This window comes from Listeria rocourtiae FSL F6-920, assembly GCF_000525975.1.
Lineage (GTDB): Bacteria > Bacillota > Bacilli > Lactobacillales > Listeriaceae > Listeria_A > Listeria_A rocourtiae.
This window is the reverse complement of record NZ_AODK01000037.1, coordinates 60,321-73,984: the sequence shown is the minus strand read 5'-3', so window position 1 is coordinate 73,984 and position 13,664 is coordinate 60,321. Positions and strand designations below refer to the sequence as shown.

25 protein-coding genes are annotated in these 13,664 nt (G+C 40.4%); 5 read left to right on the top strand and 20 right to left on the bottom strand.

The genetic code is table 11. The features are described from left to right. Positions 1-6: 6 nt before the first annotated feature. The 19 genes from PROCOU_RS12450 to PROCOU_RS12365 all read right to left on the bottom strand — a co-directional run bounded on the left by PROCOU_RS12450 (position 7) and on the right by PROCOU_RS12365 (position 9,181). Complete coding sequence (locus tag PROCOU_RS12450) at positions 7-186, bottom strand: hypothetical protein (protein WP_036072925.1); 180 nt, start codon at positions 184-186, stop codon at positions 7-9. Next, on the bottom strand, positions 186-1,160 hold the full coding sequence (locus PROCOU_RS12445) for a DNA cytosine methyltransferase (RefSeq protein WP_036072923.1): 975 nt from the start codon (positions 1,158-1,160) through the stop codon (positions 186-188). The genes PROCOU_RS12450 and PROCOU_RS12445 overlap by 1 nt, the downstream gene beginning before the upstream one ends. Further along, positions 1,157-1,429 (bottom strand): hypothetical protein, encoded by a 273-nt coding sequence (locus PROCOU_RS12440; protein WP_036072920.1) that lies wholly within the window; start codon positions 1,427-1,429, stop codon positions 1,157-1,159. The genes PROCOU_RS12445 and PROCOU_RS12440 overlap by 4 nt, the downstream gene beginning before the upstream one ends. Then, the gene (locus PROCOU_RS12435; RefSeq protein WP_036072916.1) at positions 1,426-1,800 is read right to left on the bottom strand and encodes a hypothetical protein; all 375 of its coding nucleotides are present in this window, start codon (positions 1,798-1,800) and stop codon (positions 1,426-1,428) included. Before PROCOU_RS12435 ends, PROCOU_RS12440 begins: the two co-directional genes overlap by 4 nt. Beyond that, positions 1,797-2,099 (bottom strand): hypothetical protein, encoded by a 303-nt coding sequence (locus PROCOU_RS12430; protein WP_036072913.1) that lies wholly within the window; start codon positions 2,097-2,099, stop codon positions 1,797-1,799. The genes PROCOU_RS12435 and PROCOU_RS12430 overlap by 4 nt, the downstream gene beginning before the upstream one ends. Then, positions 2,096-2,305 carry a DUF7167 family protein gene (locus PROCOU_RS12425; RefSeq protein ID WP_036072910.1) on the bottom strand — a complete coding sequence of 70 codons (210 nt, stop codon included), beginning with the start codon at positions 2,303-2,305 and terminating at the stop codon, positions 2,096-2,098. Before PROCOU_RS12425 ends, PROCOU_RS12430 begins: the two co-directional genes overlap by 4 nt. After that, complete coding sequence (locus tag PROCOU_RS12420) at positions 2,295-2,783, bottom strand: hypothetical protein (RefSeq protein ID WP_036072908.1); 489 nt, start codon at positions 2,781-2,783, stop codon at positions 2,295-2,297. The genes PROCOU_RS12425 and PROCOU_RS12420 overlap by 11 nt, the downstream gene beginning before the upstream one ends. 270 nt (positions 2,784-3,053) lie before the next feature. Further along, the gene (locus PROCOU_RS12410) at positions 3,054-3,494 is read right to left on the bottom strand and encodes a hypothetical protein (RefSeq protein ID WP_133619574.1); all 441 of its coding nucleotides are present in this window, start codon (positions 3,492-3,494) and stop codon (positions 3,054-3,056) included. 26 nt (positions 3,495-3,520) lie between these two features. Further along, a complete protein-coding gene (locus PROCOU_RS12405) occupies positions 3,521-4,222 on the bottom strand; it encodes a P-loop NTPase family protein (RefSeq protein ID WP_243832084.1) in 702 nt (233 codons plus the stop codon). Then, positions 4,219-4,590 (bottom strand): hypothetical protein, encoded by a 372-nt coding sequence (locus PROCOU_RS12400; RefSeq protein ID WP_051994390.1) that lies wholly within the window; start codon positions 4,588-4,590, stop codon positions 4,219-4,221. The genes PROCOU_RS12405 and PROCOU_RS12400 overlap by 4 nt, the downstream gene beginning before the upstream one ends. Further along, positions 4,571-5,029, bottom strand: a complete 459-nt coding sequence (locus PROCOU_RS12395; RefSeq protein WP_036072902.1) for a hypothetical protein — start codon at positions 5,027-5,029, stop codon at positions 4,571-4,573. The genes PROCOU_RS12400 and PROCOU_RS12395 overlap by 20 nt, the downstream gene beginning before the upstream one ends. 53 nt (positions 5,030-5,082) lie before the next feature. Beyond that, positions 5,083-5,259, bottom strand: coding sequence for a hypothetical protein (locus PROCOU_RS17830; protein ID WP_159101229.1), 177 nt, complete (start codon positions 5,257-5,259; stop codon positions 5,083-5,085). A gap of 14 nt (positions 5,260-5,273) precedes the next feature. Beyond that, positions 5,274-5,531 carry a hypothetical protein gene (locus PROCOU_RS12390; protein ID WP_036072900.1) on the bottom strand — a complete coding sequence of 86 codons (258 nt, stop codon included), beginning with the start codon at positions 5,529-5,531 and terminating at the stop codon, positions 5,274-5,276. A gap of 72 nt (positions 5,532-5,603) precedes the next feature. Next, positions 5,604-5,759 (bottom strand): hypothetical protein, encoded by a 156-nt coding sequence (locus tag PROCOU_RS17825; protein WP_159101228.1) that lies wholly within the window; start codon positions 5,757-5,759, stop codon positions 5,604-5,606. Then, the gene (locus PROCOU_RS12385; protein ID WP_036072898.1) at positions 5,756-6,001 is read right to left on the bottom strand and encodes a hypothetical protein; all 246 of its coding nucleotides are present in this window, start codon (positions 5,999-6,001) and stop codon (positions 5,756-5,758) included. Before PROCOU_RS12385 ends, PROCOU_RS17825 begins: the two co-directional genes overlap by 4 nt. 192 nt (positions 6,002-6,193) lie before the next feature. Beyond that, entirely contained in the window at positions 6,194-6,475 is a 282-nt protein-coding gene (locus tag PROCOU_RS12380) for a helix-turn-helix domain-containing protein (RefSeq protein WP_036072896.1), read from the bottom strand. A 9-nt stretch (positions 6,476-6,484) separates the two neighbouring features. After that, positions 6,485-6,988, bottom strand: coding sequence for a hypothetical protein (locus tag PROCOU_RS12375; RefSeq protein ID WP_036072894.1), 504 nt, complete (start codon positions 6,986-6,988; stop codon positions 6,485-6,487). A 25-nt stretch (positions 6,989-7,013) separates the two neighbouring features. Then, on the bottom strand, positions 7,014-8,537 hold the full coding sequence (locus tag PROCOU_RS12370) for a DUF4942 domain-containing protein (RefSeq protein ID WP_036072891.1): 1,524 nt from the start codon (positions 8,535-8,537) through the stop codon (positions 7,014-7,016). Positions 8,538-8,554: 17 nt separating this feature from the next. Next, positions 8,555-9,181, bottom strand: coding sequence for a BRO-N domain-containing protein (locus PROCOU_RS12365; RefSeq protein WP_036072888.1), 627 nt, complete (start codon positions 9,179-9,181; stop codon positions 8,555-8,557). A gap of 262 nt (positions 9,182-9,443) precedes the next feature. Between PROCOU_RS12365 and PROCOU_RS12360 the strand changes: the two genes are divergently transcribed. Next, entirely contained in the window at positions 9,444-9,980 is a 537-nt protein-coding gene (locus PROCOU_RS12360; RefSeq protein ID WP_036072886.1) for a hypothetical protein, read from the top strand. Between the two features lie 363 nt (positions 9,981-10,343). Then, positions 10,344-10,691 carry a helix-turn-helix domain-containing protein gene (locus PROCOU_RS12355; RefSeq protein ID WP_036072883.1) on the top strand — a complete coding sequence of 116 codons (348 nt, stop codon included), beginning with the start codon at positions 10,344-10,346 and terminating at the stop codon, positions 10,689-10,691. A 39-nt stretch (positions 10,692-10,730) separates the two neighbouring features. Here the strand turns inward: PROCOU_RS12355 and PROCOU_RS17820 are convergent, their stop codons facing one another. After that, the gene (locus PROCOU_RS17820; RefSeq protein WP_159101227.1) at positions 10,731-10,886 is read right to left on the bottom strand and encodes a hypothetical protein; all 156 of its coding nucleotides are present in this window, start codon (positions 10,884-10,886) and stop codon (positions 10,731-10,733) included. 358 nt (positions 10,887-11,244) lie between these two features. Here PROCOU_RS17820 and PROCOU_RS12350 point away from each other — a divergent pair, with 358 nt between their 5' ends. The 3 genes from PROCOU_RS12350 to PROCOU_RS12340 all read left to right on the top strand — a co-directional run bounded on the left by PROCOU_RS12350 (position 11,245) and on the right by PROCOU_RS12340 (position 13,644). Continuing rightward, positions 11,245-12,177, top strand: a complete 933-nt coding sequence (locus PROCOU_RS12350) for a helix-turn-helix domain-containing protein (protein ID WP_036072880.1) — start codon at positions 11,245-11,247, stop codon at positions 12,175-12,177. Positions 12,178-12,243: 66 nt separating this feature from the next. Then, positions 12,244-13,050: a hypothetical protein gene (locus tag PROCOU_RS12345; RefSeq protein WP_036072877.1), complete on the top strand. Its 807-nt coding sequence runs from the start codon at positions 12,244-12,246 to the stop codon at positions 13,048-13,050. A 174-nt stretch (positions 13,051-13,224) separates the two neighbouring features. After that, positions 13,225-13,644: a helix-turn-helix domain-containing protein gene (locus tag PROCOU_RS12340; RefSeq protein ID WP_036072875.1), complete on the top strand. Its 420-nt coding sequence runs from the start codon at positions 13,225-13,227 to the stop codon at positions 13,642-13,644. Positions 13,645-13,664 lie beyond the last annotated feature (20 nt).

Genomic DNA, 13,664 nt, shown 5'->3' with positions numbered 1-13,664 from the left:
TTCTTCTTAGCCAATTCCATCCTCCTCCAATCTAATAGTCCGTAGCCCTTTTTCACTCGTCCTCTTCCGATAACTCGGCGTGGCATAAAACAAAATCGTTTTACGCTTCACTTTCTTGAACGCCGCTAATTCGTCTACTGTGCCGATTTGTAACAATTCATCGCCGCGGTATAGCGCGTATTCCATTAGTTGCTCGCCTCTTCCAGCTTTAATACCCCCATTTCAAACAATCCCTTGTAAATGGTTTCTAGCACATCAACAACAATGCTGTTTCCATACAATTTATAAAGTGTCGCGTTCTTTTTGCCTTTTTTGGTTGGGTACTCTGTAAGCAACTTCGCGTGGTCTTCGTCTGAAAAACCCATCAAGCGCGCACATTCAAGTTCTGTCAAATAACGATATTTATGACTATTAAGCTTCACTATCCCTGCATTTGGGCATCTATCTTGTCGTGTTGAAATCGTCCAGCAATGCGTATCTATGACATCCAAGTAGCGATTGTACTTCGCGTTTTTCTGCTGCATGTTCAGCGCCTCAATTTTACTTAACATGCTCGGAATTTTAATCGTGTATATATCGTCTGTATCGCTTTCTAAAAACTCGCCGATTGGACGTGTTGGCTTTTTCTCCAACAATGAAAAATTGAACCGTTCACCGTTTAGAACCGATATTGTATAAATACGCTCTCGCTTTTGCGGTATGCCGAAGTCCATCGCGTTCAATACCTCATAACTACTCGTATAGCCCATTTCGTCCATTTGCGCTAGGTAATCTTTAAACGCGTGTACCATGTCGCGATCAAGCACTCCTTTGACATTTTCCCAAAGCACGACACGAGGCTTCCAAGCGCCCATGTTTCGAATGATTTTCAACGTTTCGAACAACAGAGAACTACGCGTTTTATCTTCGCTACCTCCTCCCCATCGATAACCTGCCCTAGAAAAATCTTGGCAAGGGGAACCGTGAACCAGTACGTCAGGTCGCAAGTTGTAACCTATGACGCTTTGCGGTTGAATCGTTTTATCGTACAAAGCGTTATAGGCACGCACTGCTTTTTCGTCAATTTCAACGTAATCAATTGATTTATGTTCAATACCTAGATTTACTAGCGCTTTGCGAGGCGCGCCGATTCCTCCGAATAATTCAAGCGTTTTTATCACTCTCTCACCCCATCTATCCAGTCCATAAAATTACGCAATATTTCATCACTATCTACATCTATCCACGCTTTCACAAACTTTTCTTGTCGCCATCTGTTCATACGCAAATGGGAGTGTTCAAAATACTTCATAATGTAGTATGCTCCTAGTTCCCTTTTAACAATTCTGTATAGACGCTTTAATTCATCGAGTACTAGCGTCATACTTCTTTCATAATCTTCTTTTAGCGCTTTCTCGTGGGCGATATCGATGTCTAAGATTCGCTTCATTCCGTCACCTCTTCCTCAATTGACTTATCAATATCTTTAAACGAAACAGCGTCATATCTACTATTCCATCCACAGTCAACTGTATGTTTGTCTATTTTGAAACCAAACGTTCTGTATTTTTCTAGGATTTTACTGTGTACTATTCTCCTGTTATCCTTCGACAAATCAGGATCGTGCCAAATGTCGTAAAAGCCAGTTTTTACATCTCTGTGTAATACGTTATCAGGTTCACCCGTTGATATCGTAAAACTGTATTTCCCCTTTAGTACGTGATTTTTTATTTGATTATCTAAATAGGTTTCAATTTTCGATATACTCGCTCTACGTTCAGATTCCTTTAACCAGTCTTTTAATTCGTCTCTTTTTATCATCCGTTTTCCACCTCTTCTTCAATCAAAAATTTCTCAACGAAATCAAACATATTCTGCATCCCGCGTTCTATTCCAGCGTCATAATCATCAGCGTAGACAGGAATTTGAGCGGTCTCCCTGTCTATGTACTCATTCATTGCTTTTAGTAATTTATCTTTCCTCATTCCGTCACCTTGGACTGTAACATCTTCTGGTTCAATTCCTATGAGTGGTAAGAAATCGAGCGCGATAAACTCTATTCCAAGCGAATGAGCTACTTCTGCTGAATCGCCTTCTACAACAATGACTAATTTCCTCATTCCGTCTCCTCATCCTCAATAGACCATCCCAAGTCAATATTACTGCCTAACCAATCGTCGTAAGCATCTGCAATTTCGCTGTCTAACTCTTCTGGCGTTAATTTATCGAAATCAATATCTAATTCTGCTTTCAAATAAAAATACTCTGTTATGGCGCTTCCTACTTTATCTGTAGCTACGTGGAAGGTTACTTTTTTATCTTCCATCGTTTTCCACCTCTTTCTCAATCAAATGCGCATGTTCAAACTCGAATGCGTCGATTTCAGCGCGGGTGAATCCATACTGCCAATAACCCATGTCTGAATCATCTAAATCGGTGAATTGATAAAAGTCACCTAATAAACTGTCTGGAAGGTCAGTATACTGCCTATGTTGCATTTCATTATGAATAGCTAAGTAATTATATCCAGTAGTAATCACAGGGTCGCGCAAATAATACAACTTCGGTTCTTCGCGTTCTGATAGCGGTGTTGATGCGTATGCTGTTAGTAGTTCGAATAATTCAGCTACTGCTTCTCTGCCTAATATTGCGTGGGCATCCATATAAATTTTCATCACGTGTTCGCGTCTATTATTAACAGTAGCGAAAGTATAATTCGAATCAATTACTCTAAATCCTTCTTTCGTTTCGTAAGCCGCCAAATCCATTTCGTCTAAAATCGCCTTAAACTCGCTTGTTTTCATTGCTATTTCCTCCTCTGATTTAACAGTCACCTTTTAAAGAATACGGAATATTTGCAAAATCTATAAACATCCCGTTTTCAGCTACTATTCTGATACAATTAGTTTCCGGATATTCATAGATGGATTTCACTCTGTATGCAATCCTGCTTTTCGAACTACTAAATTCATATGTGTTTTGTCCGACGGTGAAAGTTTTTGTTTGGCAGTCGTGCATCGGTAAGTACACCGTTGCACTTCGTATAATATTTGAAGTCATTGCTATTTCCTCCTCTACACGCTTTGCGCCATTAATTTCGATAAGTAGTTCGCCGACACGCCGTACTCCGCCGCAATGTCACGAAGCAACTCGTTGTTTGCGCGTCGGGCTGGCACTTCGGCAACTAACTGCGCCTTTTGCTCGGCGGTCAACCCTTTTTTAACGCTATGTAACTGATAACTACTTTTGTACGCTCGCAGTTGTGGTACTGTGATGTCCCATAAATCCGCAATTTCGACGTCAGTCATCGTTGTCGACAGCTCGATATACTCCGCCGCAGTGTATTGATATGCGTGGTTAGGCGAGCGTTTTTCGGAACATTCTTCCTCTAACTTCATTAGCTCCTCGCCTACCTCGCTCACTTTAGCGCAAATATGGCACGGGCAATCATCGGGCACAGGTTCGCTGTGCTGGCTGAATAAATCGCCAATTTTCAAAATTAGTTCGTGGCGCAATACCTTGTTTTCTGCTTTCATCGTTCTTACCTTCTTCCTCGTTTTGATTCGCCCGTAAAAGGCACCTCGGCGCATAAATCACGCATGCGATCATATAGCCTTGTGTCGAAAACTTGTTTCATTTGTGTCAATGGTAGGTTGGAGGTATAGACCGTCGCCAACTGCGCCGTTACTCGTTTGTTAATAACGCTATGTAAATCGCCGCGAAAGCCGTCCGTAGCGCCACGCACCCCGATGTCGTCGAAGACCACAAATAGCGTTGTACTAGCAATGCCAAGCTTTTCGTAGTAGCTCGCGGCGTAAGCCTGCGCCATAGCTGGCGGCACATGCGGTCGTGTAAAGCTGTTGTATTCGGTTTGCAATGCGTTGACATCGAGGAAATAAGCTGGTCGCATGGCTGGACGCTCGCCTTTCGCTAACGAAGTCGCCACAGACGCTAGCAGATACTCGTTTGCCAAGGCGCTTGCTGTCGTCGTTTTGCCCGTGCCTGTTGCCTCGCTAAACAGGTAAAGCGATTTTACGCGGTGTTCGGCGTCGTAGAACGTATCAATGTAGCGTTCCATTAATCCGTACACTTGCGGCTGGTCGGCGCGCACGGGACTGGTTGCCGCTGTCACGTAACGAAAATCAATCGGTACAAACGCTGCCTTGACTCGAGCATTTACAATAACGCGCAAGTCGTCGGTTGGCGGGCGCTGGTTAATGTCGTCAAAAGTAATACGTGTCATAGCCAGTCAGCCACCTCGTCCCAGTCGGTCGATTCAACGGCTTGCTTCGTCGTCACTGTGCGTTGTTGTTGCGCCTCAAGCCGTTGCCACAACTGCTTTTTATACGTCAGCATGAAGCCGAACGAAATGCCTGGATATTGTGGGCTAGGCTTGTATTCGTCAAAAGCGGCGTCAATGAACGACTTCAAAAATGCCTTGTCGTGTGTGCCCGCTTTTTTCTTCGTGCCGATAATGCGCCCAATATGCCCTTGCTCAACCGCCCATTTACCGAACGGCTGATACTCGACGTTGTAGCGGCGCAAGTGTTCCGCCTGCAAATACTTCGTGAAGTCGGTCGTTGTCCATTTTTCAATCGGTTTTGTCGACACTATAATCGCCCCTTTCTAATTCTGATTTAAGCTCTAAGACCTTTTCAGTTTGAGCGTCTAATGCGAGCTCATATCCGAGAATAATTGCTTCCTTTGAGTTTTTATAAATGTACACAAGTGTTTCGTTATATTCATCCGAGTATCGACCGCGTTTTGTAATTCGCATATTACCTGTTTCTTTGCGTATCTTTTCTAAATCGTCATTTAAATTATCCAAAATTCGCTCTTCGGCTTTGATAAATTCTACTTTCGCCATGATAGTGTCGGAGCCTACTTCGCTGGTATCGAACGACATTACTTCATGCTTATTGACTCTATAATTGACTCCGTGCTTATGCACTACCGTGTAAGTACCTGCATTTACACTTACTATTTCCGCCACAACTGTTTCTTGATTGAGTATTAGCATTACTTTTTCCCCTACTGCAAAATTGCGCATCTATTTACGCCTCCTCAACATCAATAATTACTGTTTCCATTAACGTCAATACCTTACCGCCATATTCGTCCGCTACTTTTTTTTGCGTCGACATAATTGTCGTACTTACGCGCGAGCCGAACATTAAGACTTATACTATTCCCGCCTATATGATAAATTTCATTAATATTTAAATAACCGTTACCAACCTTCACAATATAACCGAAGTTCGATTTTACTTCTTTACTCATTTTCGCCACGCTCCTTATTCGCTTTTAATCTTTCGCCCATAGCCATACGGGTTTTTTTCGTCAATTTCGCGTTTTTTATACATCGACACAACTATGTCAGGCAAGCGACCTTCCATCGAAATTACGCGCCCATTCTCCTCAAAGGTTGTTGCGTTTTCGATAAGCGCTCCCCACTTCGTCATATGCTTTTGCACATTCGTGTAGAAACGCCATTCACCCGTGTCGTGCTGATAGCTAATAACCGTTTCTTGGTCGCCACGGCTAAATCCCATTGCGCTCACCTCGCCATATCAACGTCGTTAGTGTCACGATAGCTAGTACGGCGCCTAATATTACAATTCCCATTATTCGTCATCCTTTCCGTTAACAATCGCCACAACATGCGCGTAAAAGGTCAAAGCATCGCCTTTGTATGTTTGCGCCTCTATCAACGTTTCGATTTTCGCTAATTTGGTTAGGCGTACCCGCATTTCCTCAATTGCTTGTTCGTACTCGCTCATTTTTCCCCGCTCCTTTGACTGAATACTGGCGCACCTGTTGCTTTGCGAAATTCTTCGAGTTCGACTTCGCATAGCTCGGCGTCAATGTTACTTAAGTGCGCGGCGCTCTCCTGCATCAGCTTTGCCGCCTTAACCACGTCCTCACGATTTGCCGCTTTAATGTCAAGTAACTTTTGTGCCAACGCATATATTACTGTATTAGCGCCATATAACGCCTGTGCTTCGCTTTTTATTGCGTCCATATTATCGCTCCTTATTATTGTTGTATTGGCGCCAATTTCATTTATTATTTATATTGACGTCACCCCAGTGCGATAGCGCTGGTATTACTTTAAAGTCTAGTTAAAATACAGTTTAGTTAAAGTACAGTCTAGTTTATGGGGTCGATTGTACCCATCGGATGGTGTCAATTGTGCCTATCGGTAGGGGTCAATTCAACCCATTACGGTATATTCATTAGAAAGCTTCAACCCGTTGCTAGTACGCCGTTCAATGCATATGTAACCTCGTGCTTCTAGTGTGGTAAGTGACGTCTGAAAAGGTTTTTTACTGACGCCAGCTTTTTTCATAAGCGTTTCGCGGCTCGGGTGGCATTTGCGCGTTTTATTATGTGCGTAGCGACATATTGCCATAAAAACTAGCTTGTCGGCGCCCTTTAACTGCTCGTCGTCAATGACACGGTTAGTTATGATAGTAAACCCTTGACGCTGTGCCATAACACCCGCCTACCTCATTTTCAACGCCTGAGCCGACGCTGTGAGCTTGTTCTTTTCCGCGACTTTGCTACGAATTTCTTTTTCTAGCTCGTTGCGCTGACTTTTCAACTTCGATAATTGCGCATTAAAATCGTATGGATTTCGGCATGTAGCAAGTTTGCGATAACAAACCGTGATATCTTCGTTAATTTGTGCAGACTGACTGTACAATTCACGCAGAATTCCGCTTATTTTTGCTGTCGCCTTCTTGACTACCTTGTCAACAGCTTTGTTGATTTCTGGCGCAAAAACTGTGGAAGGTTCAGGGTATACAGTTAACACTGCGTTTTTTTGCGCATTAGTGACGATAATCATGCCCTCGGCGCTAAAAATCATACTGCCGTCGCTTTGTCGATACGTGAGGACTGCTTTACGCATGCGATCATTGACGAATCTACGCGCATCTGCTTCCTTTACACCAAAACGCTCTATACAACGCTTGATGGCGTGTGCTGATAGATTGATATTTGACATCTGTTGTTCCTCCTACAAGGGGCAATTACGCCCCTATTTTCAATTGTTTTGCATAGGTTTTAAATTCTTTGTCTACAAAGCTACGCGCGTCTTTATTACGCTTTATTTCATCATCTGACGGTATCCAGTTGCGATGTTGTCCGCAAATAACATTAAACTTGTCAAGAAGTGCCTCGTCCTTAAACCATATGTGAATCGTGCCTTTATTGAACATTTTGAATCGTAATAGTTCATTTTCGAATTCACCTGATGAATTCGTTTGAAAGGTCTCGTCAAAATCAGGTGAAATTAACTTGAACATTTTTACTAAGTCATCTAGGTAATCTTTCACTTTATAATCAATACCCTTATAAAAAATCCCGTCGCGACTATGTCCCATATCGCTTGCATCAAACGCACCTAATAATGGGTAAAACGGCACGATAATCTTTTTATTAATTCTAAAGGCGTCGTTAGTGTCCCAGCCGTTATAATAGTGAACGTTACCGCTATAAGAATTGTTGTGATACTTCGTGACCTTATCGAACATGTCAAGACAGCTATCAAGTATAATGTCATTTGAATTCTGCATAATAGCCATAAGCAACAGTTCAATATTGACGAAATTAATTTCAAGTGCGGAGGCATTCGCAATATATTTGTCAATTTGGCGTCGACCATGTTCTGTAAGGCGTTTACTAAACTCACCAGTACGTAGTATTAAGCCCCAATATTTCACCCGAATAGCCTCAATGTCCTCGTTGATGTCTTTTGAAAGTTTATTATAAGTGCCCATATTTTCGTTTCGCTCTGCGTAAATTAGGCTTTCCAAATACTCTAGCGAAGTTGACGCTTTATGCTTTTCTTTTATTAGCTGTACATGGAAATCGTACTGGTGCACTAGCGTTTCAATATCTTGCACACGTTCAGCTACTTCTTGACTGCTTAATATAGTCGATAGGCTTGTTTCGATGTTAGCGGTTTGCTGACGCTCAACACCTTCTATAATGGTGGCATATGTGCTACTGACATTAGTTTGCGCGGTATTTACTTCTAGGTTTATAATTGCACATTCGACGTCTGTCTTGCGTTCAGCAGTCGCGAAAAGATTTTCGTGGTAAACTACCGTAGCACTGTATTTTTGCAGTTGCGCCGCTAAGTGCTGGCGTGTTTTTGTGTGCGGGTTGCGAATTGTTTCGGCGTTAATAATTGCACGAATTTTACAGCTTCGTGTCGCTTGTGCTTCCGCCAGCTCAATCGCTTTTAGTAAGTGTTTGTCGCCTTCATCAAACGGCGGGTTCATTATAATTGCGTCATATTCTGTATTCGTTTCAAAGCTTAAAAAATCGTATGCGATCACGGGAATATTTTTGTCGGTTAGTATTGCGCATAACTCTAGTTCTTTCTCGATTGCATCAATTCGAGCGCTTCGACTTTCACGGTTAATTGCGTCGATGATGTCGCCTTTACCTGCGCTAGGCTCCAAGATACGGAGCCCGTCAGTGCGTAGTTTTGATAGTAGTAAGTTAATAACTTTTGATGGTGATGGATAAAAAGTATCGTTAAACATTTATTTCCTCCTATTAATTAAGCTAATTGTTTTGCTTCGCCCGATACTGCGCGGTAAACTTCGTCGCTCACCGTTAAGCCCAGCCCAAACTTCTCTTTGACCCGCATAAGCTCGACGGTTGACTCAAGTATGCCTTGACGGTCTAGCAACATTTCTGGTGTCATGTCCGCTTTCTTAATCATTTTATCGAACCCGTATTTTGTCGACACCGCTTTATTGCTAATAACATTAGCTTTGATGAAATCGACGCGTACTGGCTTCTTAAGTCCTTGCCGTAGGTGTTGCATGGACTCTTTTTGATGTTCTTTGTCCAACATGCGGAAAACTTCGAAGCCTTCTAGTCCTGCCGATTGGCGCAACTGTTTGATAACATTGAACACCCAACGCTTGAATTCCTTCGCCTCGGCTTTCTTACTGGAAAAGATAGCGTCGTATATGCCGAACTCGTTTACTATAGAAGTTTCTTGTAGACGTCCCACGCTGTCTCTCATGGGCACCTTTGAAAGGTTGTCATCTTCTATACGTGCATTAAGCTTGTCAGTACGAAGACTTAATGCCCTAGCAATATCAGATAATACCGCCCACCACTCGCCTTCCATATTTACAAAGCGTATTTTGTGGTCGTTCCAGATTTCAGTTTTCATGGTTTAATACCTCCTAAATAATTGAATTATTTGTACGTGTCCGCTCCCTAGCCAGTCGGCTTGCCAGCTCGGCTGGAGAACGGAGGTGCTGCTTGGTGAAAATCGAGGTAAAACTTGAACTGACACCAGCGATGGTGCTCGCCATCGGCTGCGTCTTAGCTAAGCTGCTATTCCTGTAAAAGGGAGTAGCTTTTTTATTTGCTCCTTTCTACTATTGGTATTATTTATGGTATAATCGCTTATGAAAGCGAGGTGAATACGTATGGATTTAAAATTAGCAGCTTTACTTATTTCTATAATAAGTTTAGCTATAAGTACTTTTTTGTTTTTAAGAAATATCATCAATGAAAGATTCAATTTAGACATTAAAGTAATAAAGGCCATTGAAGCGCCTAATCAATCTACAAAGTTTAATCGATTATTTTTGCAAGTCCTACTAGCTAATAAATCAAGACTTTCTGTGGCAATAACCAGTATTTATTTAGAGTTTGAGGATGTTAATTCCGATACATATAAAAAGAAAATAGTATCATCGAATAGAAACCCCGAACTCATGTACAAAAAAATTCCCAACTCCGATAATCAAATACAAAGCATTTACACGGATAAAGTACCGTTAAGTATTGGTGCTTTGGATTCTGAATTTTGTATATTCGCGTTTAATGCAACAGACTATTTCGTGCGTAGAATACAGTACGATAATCCTGTGTTGGTAATAGAAACAACTCGCTCGAATATTGCAATACCAGTTGATTTAACTGATATTTCTATTGACTATGAAAAATGGCTTACCTCATGAATACAGATAGACATACAATGAGAAACATACGGATAATAACGATACTATAACTGCGCAACCTGCTAAAAGCGTATCTGTGCTCATTTTCATATTCAAAATCTCCTCCTTCTATTAATTAAGATAATTTTTAAAAGCTAACATTGACTTTTTTTTATCTTTGGTGATAATATTAATGCATAGCGAAATAAGCCTACAATAATGCCGCAAAACGTTGGGGAACGTGTATTCATGGCTCTTGTTTGTTGTGCTGTTAGCTAATTAAATTTGTCTATGAACATACTTTATCATCTCTAAAGATAAAAAGCAAGAGATTTTATCTCGAAAGATTATTTAATATATTCATAATTAAGGAGAACTGTTGATATGTCAACGTTTGATAGAGTAAAAAAACTTTGTGCAGACAGGGGAATTTCTATTCAAGACCTCGCTAGAAATCTTGATATGGGCGTAAATATTATCTATAAATGGAAAGATAAGATACCATCAGGTGAAAATCTACAAAAGGTTGCCGATTATTTTAACGTGTCTGTCGACTATTTATTAGGGCGCACGGAAAATAAATACTTGTCAGCGCAACTAGAAGAACTTATCAATGACCGCGAGCTTAATGCGTGGCTATACGATATGATAGAAAACCGCCCCGAGGACATTAAGCGCGTCAAAGAAATTATGGACATTATGGTGGCTAATTCGAAAGACCACGAAAAATAAAGCCGCCAAGCATTTACGCTCAACGGCTGTGCAATTAATTTAAGTATTTCTTTCTATAATAATGCCCGCAATGATGAAAGACATTTTTTCATCGTAGCCTAGCGCCACTAACTTATTTTTCAGTTTATTGTTGGCATCGGCATGTATTACGATTTCTTCAAGCAATTCTAAATCCCGTTTTGTAAAGTCGTCCATCTTTCTTCACTCCCGTAAAATAATTGTGCTTCATCCCTTTTCAGTTAATAAAATTACTACTTTGTGTTAAACTTGTTGTGTGTTCGAGGCTTACGCTTTCTTCGCACAATCTGGCTGGATTGGGGAAGGTGCAAGCTTCGGCTTTTTAGTTTAGGTTGCGCTTACACTTACGTTCAGCCGCCTACGATAATATGAATCATTGGCGCGACAGTTACAACTAACGCAGTAAAAAATTTCAGAACATTTGATTTCTTCATGTTATGTAACCTCCCTTCTGTTGGATATACCTACTATTATACATGATAACCCAATAAACCCCAAAAATCTACCCGCATGCGGATAATAAGGAGAGACTTCAATGAAAACAGTTGGCGAAACTATTAGAGAAATACGTATGAATAAGAATATTGCACAAAGCAAGATGAAAAGCGTATCCCAAAGTTCCTTATCAGCGATTGAAAAAGGTCGTTTACCTTCCATAGAGATGTTTTTAGACATATTAAAAGAACTTGACATAGAAATGCTTGAATTCTTCTATGTACAAAACGGGTTTCAATTACCAGAGCGCGACCGTCTATTTAAGCAATTCCGCGACCAGAAGCAATCGTTAAACGAAAATTATTTGTTTGAATTAATTGATATATACGACTCCTACTTAGCAAAGAACACTGATCCATTTATTGAAGCCCTACGCCATATACTTGGTATCTCTGTTGAGGTTAACCAGAAACAGTCTTTTGATGTAGAAAGCCCAGAATCAAAGGAGATTTGGGAAAGGATATCTCTACAAGATGTTTGGTATCACAACGATATCTACCTAATGACTAAGATTTTCTATACATTTCCAGTTGAGCAAGCAGAGAACGTTCTTAATAAAGCGATAGAACAGCTTGAAAAATATGATAACTACCCACAAATTCATTTCTTTAAAATTGCGTTTCTTATAAACTGCTCTCGTCATTACATCCTAGCTGGTGCCTATCAAGAAAGCAAAAAACACCTCGTTGAAGCGGAAAAATTAGCTCGACTACATCAAGTAGAACTTTTTCGTATTACAACACATTACTTACTTGCTTATGCCGAGTATGATAGCGGCTTTAAGGATGATGCTATAGCGCGTGTTGAGCGTACGATAAATATTCTTTCCGCTATGGAAGAGTTAAACAAATTCACTGAAACAGATAAGAACGCATTAAACTATGATGTATTAGCAAAAGACTTTCAGCGCGACTGGCAAAATTTCTTAGCTGAACAAGCGGAAAATGGTACAAAAATGCAAATTAATCCTTGATGTATGATGTTGGAAACTATATAATGAAAAAGATTACATTACGTTATATAGAGGAGAGAATATCTTATGAAAAAGGGATTACTTGCGATTTTCGCCATACTGCTACTTATTCTGCTGCCAATTAATGTACTTGCTACGGAAGATTTGACGGTCGAAATTCAGTCAGAAAGCAAAGTCGTAAAAGATGACGATTTGAAGTTGAAACTGCATACTAACCTACCTAAGAAAATGAAGTTTTATGCAACTATTACTGGCGCTAATGCGTATGAAAAAGAAATAAAAGCCAAAGTCGACAAGGATGGTGACCTTTATAAGAAAGTCAAAAACTTAGATGTTGGCAAATATACTATCACTTACAAGTCGTATAAGCCAAAGAAACAATCGAAGAAGGTTAAAAAAGTAATCGGCAAAAATGGTGGTTATTTGAAGGGCGCCAATATTAAAGATGGCGTTATTACCTTCACAGAAACGTTGGAAGTAAAAGCGCCCGTTAAAGAAACGCCCAAAGACTCATTTAAGGAAAAGGCAGAAAAGAACGCGGAAAAATACCCTGCCGTGCCTGGCGCCATTTTATATACTAAAGGCGACACAGACGTAACAGGATTAAAGTATTATTTTGAAGGCGACCTAATGTCTTTAAATAAAGTCGATGGTATATTGGCGTGGATGGTAAAAAATCAAAATGGATACGTTATGCCTATATTTCCTGACCATGCTCAAGACGAAGCTATTGTTGGAGATAAAGTGAAAATTTGGGGCACTTTAACGGGCGACGGTTATCAAGCATCTGATTTCGCTATTCCCAATGTAGTTGGCATGACGGGTTCGATGCATTTAATCCAAGTAAATATAAACGGAGAAGATAAAATTTAAATAGTAAAACGTACAAAGCCCCTGCCTACTTAGTGCAAGGGCTTTTTACTATGCATCAGTTTGCATTTTGAAACATCCCTCTTACGCCTCACTTTAATTGGGATTAAAACAAATGCTTGATGTTATATGCTTGTTGTTATATAATATAAATATAGAGTTAAGGAGTTGGTATTGATGCACCCTATTAGCAAGTTATTAATTGAGTATGACACGTCACTATATGCTTTACAAAAATATCACGGAATGCAACAACCTTCCCTATCTCGGTCAATTAAAAACGAGGTATCGATTGAAAAAATGAACGTCAGTACGATTACTCAATTTGCAAGAGCATTCGACGAAACACCAGAAACGATTTTAAGAAAACTTTTAGATTATGAGGAGGAACAAAAAATGGAGAATGCTATTTATGTAAATAAACACAATCAAGGTCAATCGGAGATTTGGAACGATGAAGCTGAATTCAGAAATTATTTTCTACCTTATACAAATGATAATGGCGAATTACTTAGTGAGGATGCGGAAACTTGGGAGCTAATCGAAACTATTAACCGCGATTCTAACCTGTACGAAATCGCAGAGGAAAAAGAATAGATAAAAAGCCCACGCTCGAT